The organism is Nocardia ninae NBRC 108245 (assembly GCF_007990755.1).
GTDB classification, from domain to species: Bacteria; Actinomycetota; Actinomycetes; order Mycobacteriales; family Mycobacteriaceae; genus Nocardia; species Nocardia ninae.
Map to the genome: position 1 here is coordinate 1 of NZ_BJXA01000148.1, position 8,580 is coordinate 8,580.

Genomic DNA, 8,580 nt, shown 5'->3' on the forward strand with positions numbered 1-8,580 from the left:
GGCTCCCCGCCGGGCAGGCAAGGCAGCGACCACCCCGGCCCCGGCCACCCCGGTGGCACCCGCGCGTGCCGGTTCGACCGTGGCCCGGCCCAACGGGCAGCAGTACCACGTGCGCAATCTGGCCGGGCGTGCCGATGTGGATGTGTTGCAGACGATGCGCGCCGCCGAGGTTCCGGTGCTGTTGTACGGGCCACCCGGAACCGGGAAGACCTCGCTGATCGAGGCCGCCTACGGTGACCTGCTGACCGTGCAGGGCGACGGGGACACCACGGTCGCCGACTTCGTGGGCGAATACACCCAAAACCCGGACGGCACTTTCGTTTTCGTGCACGGGCCACTGGTCCGGGCCATGCGCGAGGGCCGCGTGCTGTTCATCGACGACGCCACCCTGATCCCGCCGAGTGCGCTCTCGTGCGTATACCCGGCTATGGACGGCCGCAAAGAGATCGTGATCAAGGCCCACGGCGGCGAGATCGTGAAAGCCGAGCCCGGGTTCTTCGTGGTCGCCGGGCACAACCCCGGAGTACACGGCGCGATCCTGTCCGATGCCCTCGCCTCGCGGTTTGCGTTGCAGGTTCAGGTGGGTAGCGACTATGACCTCGCCGGGCAGTTGGGGGTCGATCCGAAAGCGGTGCGCGTGGCCCAAGCACTGGCCGGGCGGGTCGCTCGATGCGAGATCGGGTGGGCTCCGCAACTGCGAGAGTTGCTGGCCTTCGCCAAGATCGCCGCCGCTGTCGACATCGCCACCGCCGCCGCCAACCTGGTCGGCACCGCGCCGGAAGAAGACCGCGAGATCGTCGCCGAGGTCGTCAAGACCGAATTCGGCACCGCGTACAAGCCCCTCGCGCTGGGTGCCCGCGTCAAGCCCTGACCCGCCCCTGTGCCCGGGTGCCTGCCCTGGGCACACCAGACCACCGAAAGGCATTCCCCGCCATGACCATCGCCCCGCACGTGATCACCGCGCCCACCGCCCCGCCCGCCGCGCCGCCCGCCCGCACCGGATGGGAAACCCTGTCCGATGCCATGACCGCCGAAACCCCGGCCATCGCCGACCGCGACGACCTGAGGGTGGTCATCGCCCCCGGCGCGGCCGACGGGAACCTCGCAATGTTCGTACCGGAGGCGGCCCTCATCGCCATCGAGGGCGCGAACCTGGGCATCGACCCCGCCACCGCCCGCCCGTGGCGCTTTGCCGACCGCAACCGGTACGCCCCCACCTGGGGCGCGCTCACCCACGAATGCGCCCACGCCACCCACACCTGCTGGACTCCACCACCGACCGCGCATCCGCAGATCGCCGGGGCGGCGATGCTTTTGGAGGAGTCCCGCATCGAGGCCGCCCAACTGCGCCGCCGCCCGACCGACCGGCACTGGCTGCGGGCCAGCACCCGCGAGCTGGTCTTCGCCGACACCGGCGGCCCCGCCGCCGCCGCCATGCTGGCACCCACCCGCCACGCCGCTGCCCACGCCGCCGCGCTCATGCTGGCCCGCGTCGATGCGGGCGTACTCGACGCCGACGAGTGCGCGCCCGCCGCTACCGCGATCGAGGCCGTGCTCGGCCGTGACACCCTCCGGCAATTGCGGACCTTGTGGCGCATCGCGCACCGGCTCTCCGATACCAACACCAAGGGCATGCTCGAGCTCGGGCGGCGCTGGTTCGACATCGTCGGCCCCGAACCGCACACCACCCCGCAACCAGGCTCCCCGCTGGGCACGGCCGTCACCGGCACCCTCGGCGACATCGCCGAAAACGTTGCCGCGCACCAGCTCCCACCTGATCCCGCCGAGGTCGCCGACCAGGCCGCGCGGGATGAAGCCCACCACACCGAACGCGCCGACACGAGGGCGGCGGACGTGTTCGGCAAACGTCCCCGCACCGGCCGGAGCACCGGGCGCACCACCCGCGCGCCCCGCGACGCGGAACGCGCCGCCGCGCGGGTGCTGGCCCGCGCCCTGAATACCGCCAGCCAGCGTGAGCGCGCGGTCACCAAGACCACCTCCACGCTGCCGCCGGGCCGGTTGCGCATGCGCGGGGTGCTGGCCCGGGAAGCACAGCGCGCCGCCGGAGCGATCCCGACCGCGCAACCGTTCACCCGCACCACCCGCAAACCCGTACCTACGCCACCGCTGCGGGTCGGCATCGCGTGTGACGTGTCAGGGTCGATGGACGACTACACCGCCGACGCGGCCTCGGCCGCCTGGATCATCGCTACCGCCGCCGACCAGGCAGTCATGCCCGCCCGAACGGCCACCCTGACCTTCGAGCGGAACGTGCTGCCAGTCACCTACCCGGGGGCCGCCCCGCAGAAAGTGACCGACTTCGCCGCGACAGGCATGTACGAAGCCATCGACATCGCCCTCGACGCCCTCGACGGCGCGCTCGGGCTCTCACAGCCGGAGAACACCCGCCTGCTGGTCATCATCTCCGACGGGGCCTTCCGCGACGAACCCCGCGCCGCCGCCCAACAGCGGCTGAACCGATTGCGCGCCAGCGGATGCGCGGTGCTGTGGCTGACCCCCGACAGCCCCTGGTCCAACCCGCTGACCGGCGCGACCGTGCACGAACTCACCAACCCCGCCGACACCGCCGCCGCCATCGCCCGCGCCGCCGTGGCAGCCGTGCGCGCCGCCTGACCAACCCGGCACACAACAGCACCCATTCGCCCGACAAAACGAAATCACCCACAGGACAAGGGAGTTCCCCATGAGCGAGACTATCGATTTCACTGCCACGATCACCTTCCCGGCCAGTAGCGCGGCGGCCGTCGCGGACTTGCTGACCGAGAACTTCTGGATGGATGAGGTCGAACCCGAAGCCGACCTCGTCACCGCGATCGTCCAAAGCCTCGCCGAGGAATTCGGTTCCTTCGAAGCCCCCGAGATCAAATACAACGCGGACGACAGCGTGACCATCCGGATCACCGGCCAACGCAGCGCCTCAGAAGCTGGCGACGCCTTCGGCTACCTCGAGGACGCCGGAGCCACCGGCACCGTTGACTACGTGGGCGAAGACGGCATACCGGGATCCTGGAACTTCCCCTCCGACTGCTGACCACACGATCGAGCAACGGCTCGATGCAAGGCGACCCCGGCCCTGCATCGAGCCGTTGCCTTCTGTACGGCGCAGATCATCGACGGCGGCATTATCGGCTACCGGCTCACCCACCCCGACCGACCCGTTACGTGGGCCTCGTCGGAACTGCTGTGCGCGAGCCGAATTCCCCTCGTGCTGTTGGCATTACGGAATCCGACGAGGGGAATTCGGGGCACCGAGGTTTTTTCCATGATCGCTTGACATCGGCACGGGTATCGAGCGGGAATGGGAACGGGAACGACACCGAACCCCGGGGGATTCTGCCCCGATCCGGTGTGGTTCCCGTCCCGGCCGGGACATGACCACATCCACCCGAACCGAATTGCTGGAGGGACCCGTCATGTCCACACGTACGAAGAAAACCACCACCACCACACCGCCGTCGTCTGCCACGCCTGACCGTGCGCCTGCCGCCCCCGCTGCCGCCCCGGACGGCGTGTCGGGGGCCGGTGTGCCCGCGCTGCGCAACGACAACGACACGGCGCTGTGGGCCGCGCTGAACGCCCAACCGGGTGCTACCACTGCCGCGTTGGCACAAGCGGCGGGGATCGGGGTATCGACGGCCCGGCGCGTGCTGTCGGGGTGGGAAAGCGCCGGGGCCGCCCGTTCGGACCGCGACCCCGAATCACCCCGCGCGCCCAAAACATGGACCGTGGCCGACCCGGCAACCCCGCAACCGGCTGCCCCCGAATCGGTCACGACCGAACCGGCCGCCGCCGAACCGGCCCCCGCGCCCGCATCGAGCGCAATCACCGAATCCGCACCGGCCGACGCCGGGCAGCCGGACACGGCTGTAGCGGCACCCACGGGCGACGATCGCGCGGATGTGGCCCCGCCCGCCCCGGCCGGGGACGACAACACGGCAGCGGCGCAACCGGAGTCAACTCAGCCGTTGCCTGCGGGTGCGTTGCGGGGGCTGGTCGAGGATTACCTGCGCGATCACCCGGGCGAGGATTTCAGCCCGCACCAGATCGGCAAAGCCCTCGACCGCTCGAGCGGCGCGGTCCACAACGCGCTGGTCAAGCTCACCACCAGCGGCGTCGCCAACCAGACCAGCACGGCCCCCAAACGATTCACCTTCGCTCCCGCCTGACCCGTGCTCTGCGGTGCCGGGATCCCCGAGGCTCTCACCCCCGGGGAGCCCGGCACCACCCCCCAATTTATCTCCTCCGAAAGGTTCCTCGACCATGAACAACACTCCGAGTTCCGCTGGTGTCGCGGCGGCCCTGCATCGCGTGTTCGCCTGCTCCCCGCACTCCGCCGACAGCCTCGAGCTGTGGCTGGCAATCGCCGCCGAGGCCACCCGCCACCTCACCGCGCCCGCGCAACCGGCTGCCCCCGCGCAGTGGTTGCCGGTGTTCGTCTCCTATCGCCGGGTGCGCACCGATGCCGAATATGACCCGGGTACCGCCGCCGTGCGGATCACCACGGGACCGCTGAGAGGCATCACCTACACCGATCCCGACAGCGCCGCCCGCGCGGTCGTCACCGCGTCCCCTCTCCCGCCGCCGGATGAGGACGGGGACGACGTGGTCGAGGTGGTGAGCCTGGTGCCGACGTGGCGGTTGCCGGGCACCGATGACCCGGCCGCGCAGATACCAACCGCCGTGTCTGGCTGATCTTCTAGTCCGCCCGCGCGCCGAAACAGCCGGTAGGGCCGAGCACTTGCTCGGCCCTACCGGCTGTTTCGCGGTCTGGGGTGTTCTGGGTGGGGTGCGGGTCTAGGTCGTGCGGTCGATGGCCTGTTCGAGCCAGTCCGTCAGCACCGGGGCGGTGGTGTCGTGGCCGGGGGCGGGGAACCCGGCCGTGTCGCTGTCGCTGTCGGTGCGGGGCGGCGGGCCGCTGGGGGCGTTGCCGGTGGCCGCACCGGTCGTGGTGGCGGTGTAGGTCTGGGTGAGCGAGGGAAACTGGGTGCCGGTGAACGCCGAGGCAGTGGCGGCGAGCAGGTCGGCGGCGACCGGGGCCAGTCCCGTCAGTGCCGCCACGGCGGCCACGGGGTCACCGGCGGTGAGTGCTTCGGCAGCGGTCCAGGCGATCTCTTGCGCCCGGCCGATGTCGGTGGCGATCCGGGGGATATCGAGACCGGCGAGGACTCCGAGGACCTGCGAGGCGAGGGCGGCCACGCCGGTGGTGTCCAGCGGCGCGGCGAGAGCCAGTGCGCGTGCCACCAGGCGCAGGTCGATACCGGCGGCCATCGCGACCAGCGAGTGGAACCGGTTGTTCAGGTCTCCGGCGACCCGGTGCAGCCCACGGACATCGCCGCTGGCGAGCAGGGCGGGCAGCTCGGTGAGGTCGGCGAGGATGGCGGGCACGTTCGCGGCGAGGGCGGACATCCCGTTGAGCACGGTGAGCACCTGCGTGAGGACCCCTGAGACAGTCGGGGCCGTGACCGGAGCTGTCGTGGTGGTCGATACCTGCCCCTGCCCCTGCCCCTGCCCCGGGCTCGTGGCCGGTGTCGGTGCCGGGGTGGAGGTGGTCCTCGCCGTGATCGAGGGCCGATCCGGCACCGGGGCGGAATCGGCCGGAGCCGCAGTGGAGGTCGCGGTGGCGGTGTAGGCGCGAGCGACCGCGGCGAGGGCGCTCGATACCTCGGAATCGGTCGAGCAGTAAGGGTCGCGCTCGCGGCACAGGGTGCGGACTCGGCCGGTGAGGTCTGCGAAGTCCTGCGTGCGAGGACCTGCGACGCCGTGACCGGAGACCGGGTTGCCGAGTTGGGTGGTGACCGGGTCGCGGTGAGGATCGGAGACCAGCCCAACCGCCACGACCCGCGAGGCCGGGATCGGGCCGTGGTTGTTGCCGATCGCGGCGGCGAGGTCACCGACAGTAGCGGCGCCCTCGGCATGGCCGGCGAGGACGACTCGCGACCCCGAGCACAGCCCCGACAGTGCCGCGGTGAGTGCTTGTTCACCGTTGGCCTCGGTCGCCGAGTACGCGGTGTCGGCGGTGCGGGCGAGGATGCGGACCTCGATGTCGTTGCCGTAGCGGGTTTTCAGGGATTCGGCGACCGGGGCCAGCACCCCCTTCGGCTCCGCCGCAGCGGTCGCCGAAGTCGTCTCGAACGTGCCCGGTACCAGCAGCACGGTCCAGCGTGGGCAGTGCACGGCGGCAGGGTCCGATGTCGGTTCTGCGATGGCGATACCGGCCCCGGACGCCGTGGCGGTGGCGACAGCGGCGCACAGCGCCACACGGGTGAGACGGTCGCGGGCGCGGACGGACTGGTGGTGAGTATGGCTGCGGATGCGCACAGAAGTCTCCTGGTCAGGCGGATGGGTATCGCGGGATCGGTGATGGCCGAGTCGGTGCACCGGCGAGGCAAGGTGTCGGTGGTGGTGAGGCGGCGCGTTCCGGGGCCGGGGTCAGCGCGCGGAGTGGGCGCGCTGAGATGAGGCAATCAGTCATGAGAACCTCCAGGCGAGCCGCTGGTGGGCCGATTGGCCTGGTAGTAGTCGTCGCCGGGCCAGCGGTAGGCTGAGATCTGGACGGGCTCGTTGAAGGTGGGCGCGTGCAGCATTTTTCGGGCTCCCAGGTAGATGCCGACGTGGTGGACGTCGGCGGCAGTGCCGTAGAACAGCAGATCGCCGGGGGCGAGCTGGTCCTCGGAAATGGTTGTGCCGGTGTGGACTTGGTCGTAGGTGGTGCGGGGGATGGAGATCCCGGCCGCCCGGTAGGCGGCTTGGGTGAGTCCGGAGCAGTCCCAGCCACCGTTGACCTCGGGTCCGTTGCCGCCCCACACATACGGCAGCCCGAGCTGAGCGCAGGCGAAAGAGATCACTTGCGCGGCAGTCGGATTCGTGGCTGACACGGTGTGGCAGTCTCCGCCGGAGGGATCGGTGGCGCGGTAGCGGGCGGCTTGGTCGAGGACTTGGTCGACGTACCAGTCGGCGTGGTTGTAGGCGAAGATCGCCGCGCGCAGATCACCGGGGGCACCGGAGTCGCACAGGTAAAACGCCGCAGCGTGCACGGCGTCGTGCGGGTGGTAGCGCGAGGGCGGAGCGGCTCCGCCAGCGGGCAGCCGGTGCCGGGCTATGACGGCGTCGAAGGTCGGTGCCAGGAACTGCATCGGCCCACCGGCCCCCGACGAGTTCTGCCCTGCACTCACCCCGGGAAGGGGTGAGCGGCCGTGATCGGTCTCGATCTTGCCGATCGCGGCGAGCACTGACCAGTCCAGCCCGGGGCAATCCCCGGCGGCGGCCTGATAGAGCACCAGCATCTCGGCCGGGATGTCTTGTCGCGCTTCGGGGCTCGGCGTAGAGCCGGTGCCGGTCGAGGTGGCGGGGGTGGGCGTGAGCAGCGGCTGGTCGTAGACGATGACGGTGGTGACCACGGCGGCGATCACGACGACGCAGAACACGATCGCCGCACAGCCCGCACCGAGGGCTTTGACCAGCACCGGAGTCTCACCGGTCCTCGACAGATGGCGGGCGCGGCGGGGGCGGGGCGAGGCTGAGCTGCCCGCCCAGCGGTCCCCAGCTGTGCTCGGTGTCGGCTGGTGGTGTTGTGCGACGAGGCCACACCGCGGCGAGGTCACCCAGGCTCACACGGGCCGCGCTGACAGGATCGAGGGGCAGCCACACCTGGTCTGCGGGGCTGGCCCCGGGACCGGAGGTGAGCAGCTCGGCGGCGGCGGTGGCGACCGGCACCGCGTCGGGGTCGGGCAGCCGCTCCCAGCTCCGGCGTAGGGCCGTGCGGGCGTTGGCCTCGCGCTGGGTCGTCGGTACCCACAGCAGAACCGGGTTGACAACACCGGTCGTGCGGGCCAGCTCGGCGAACCCGTGCAGCTTGGCGGCGACGCGGGTTAGTGCGGTGGTGGCGAGGTCGTATTCGAGGAAGAAGTCGAGCGTGACCCCGCAGTGGTCGTAGCGGCCGAATGCATCGGGGCGAGCGAGGTCGCCCCACAGCCGTTGGCAGCGAGTTTGCGACCACCACTGCGCCACCTGACCGTCTGCGCGCCCACTGGTGGCGAGAGTGGTGAACCATTCGTTCACCCCGAGGGTGTGGCTCAGGTGCAGGCTGTAGGCCACGGCGAGGTTCTGTTGATGGTTGTATCCGAGCTCGCGCACGCTGGTACCGGCCTCGGCGGCCAGGACCGTGGCTCCGGCGGGTGCCAGTGTCCAGTGATGAGGCGCACTGCCTCGGATACGCAAGGGCCGGAACCGGTCCAGCAGACGATAGTCGTGCAGGATGGCCAGACGGCGGCGGGCGATCTTGGCGGTCGGGAAGGCCAGCTCGGCGAGTTGATCGGTGGTCGGGACACGGTGCTCGTACACCATCCGCAGAACCCAGCGGTCACGGCTGGTCAGGGGACGGACCGGCGAGACCCTCGCCGGGCCGGAGGTTCGAGATCGGGCGGGGCGCGGTGCTCGCGTGTCGACTTGCCGATCGGGGCGGGAGATCATCAGGGCGGGAACCTTTCTCGGGAATGTCGAACGCGCGGCTAGGGCAGCCGGGGGTCGGGCGGTGCGGGGTGCGGCCCGGCACCGGCGACC

Annotated in this window: 8 protein-coding genes; 5 read left to right on the forward strand and 3 right to left on the reverse strand. The window is 70.8% G+C overall.

Annotated elements, in window-relative coordinates:
* The 5 genes from NN4_RS43775 to NN4_RS43795 all read left to right on the forward strand — a co-directional run.
* On the forward strand, positions 1 to 871 hold an 871-nt coding region (locus tag NN4_RS43775), incomplete at its 5' end, for an AAA family ATPase (protein WP_147144160.1).
* 62 nt (positions 872 to 933) lie between these two features.
* On the forward strand, positions 934 to 2,634 hold the full coding sequence (locus NN4_RS43780; protein ID WP_246181438.1) for a VWA domain-containing protein: 1,701 nt from the start codon (positions 934 to 936) through the stop codon (positions 2,632 to 2,634).
* A 70-nt stretch (positions 2,635 to 2,704) separates the two neighbouring features.
* Positions 2,705 to 3,052 carry a hypothetical protein gene (locus NN4_RS43785; protein ID WP_147144161.1) on the forward strand — a complete coding sequence of 116 codons (348 nt, stop codon included), beginning with the start codon at positions 2,705 to 2,707 and terminating at the stop codon, positions 3,050 to 3,052.
* Between the two features lie 382 nt (positions 3,053 to 3,434).
* Positions 3,435 to 4,187, forward strand: a complete 753-nt coding sequence (locus tag NN4_RS43790; RefSeq protein ID WP_147144164.1) for a hypothetical protein — start codon at positions 3,435 to 3,437, stop codon at positions 4,185 to 4,187.
* Between the two features lie 94 nt (positions 4,188 to 4,281).
* Positions 4,282 to 4,713 (forward strand): hypothetical protein, encoded by a 432-nt coding sequence (locus NN4_RS43795; protein ID WP_147144167.1) that lies wholly within the window; start codon positions 4,282 to 4,284, stop codon positions 4,711 to 4,713.
* Between the two features lie 102 nt (positions 4,714 to 4,815).
* On the opposite strand, the gene NN4_RS43800 is transcribed toward NN4_RS43795, so the two are convergent.
* The 3 genes from NN4_RS43800 to NN4_RS43810 form a co-directional block, all read right to left on the reverse strand.
* Positions 4,816 to 6,339: a cutinase family protein gene (locus tag NN4_RS43800; RefSeq protein WP_186818917.1), complete on the reverse strand. Its 1,524-nt coding sequence runs from the start codon at positions 6,337 to 6,339 to the stop codon at positions 4,816 to 4,818.
* Between the two features lie 146 nt (positions 6,340 to 6,485).
* Positions 6,486 to 7,484 (reverse strand): C40 family peptidase, encoded by a 999-nt coding sequence (locus tag NN4_RS43805; RefSeq protein ID WP_147144172.1) that lies wholly within the window; start codon positions 7,482 to 7,484, stop codon positions 6,486 to 6,488.
* A gap of 7 nt (positions 7,485 to 7,491) precedes the next feature.
* On the reverse strand, positions 7,492 to 8,364 hold the full coding sequence (locus NN4_RS43810; RefSeq protein WP_186818918.1) for a replication-relaxation family protein: 873 nt from the start codon (positions 8,362 to 8,364) through the stop codon (positions 7,492 to 7,494).
* Positions 8,365 to 8,580 lie beyond the last annotated feature (216 nt).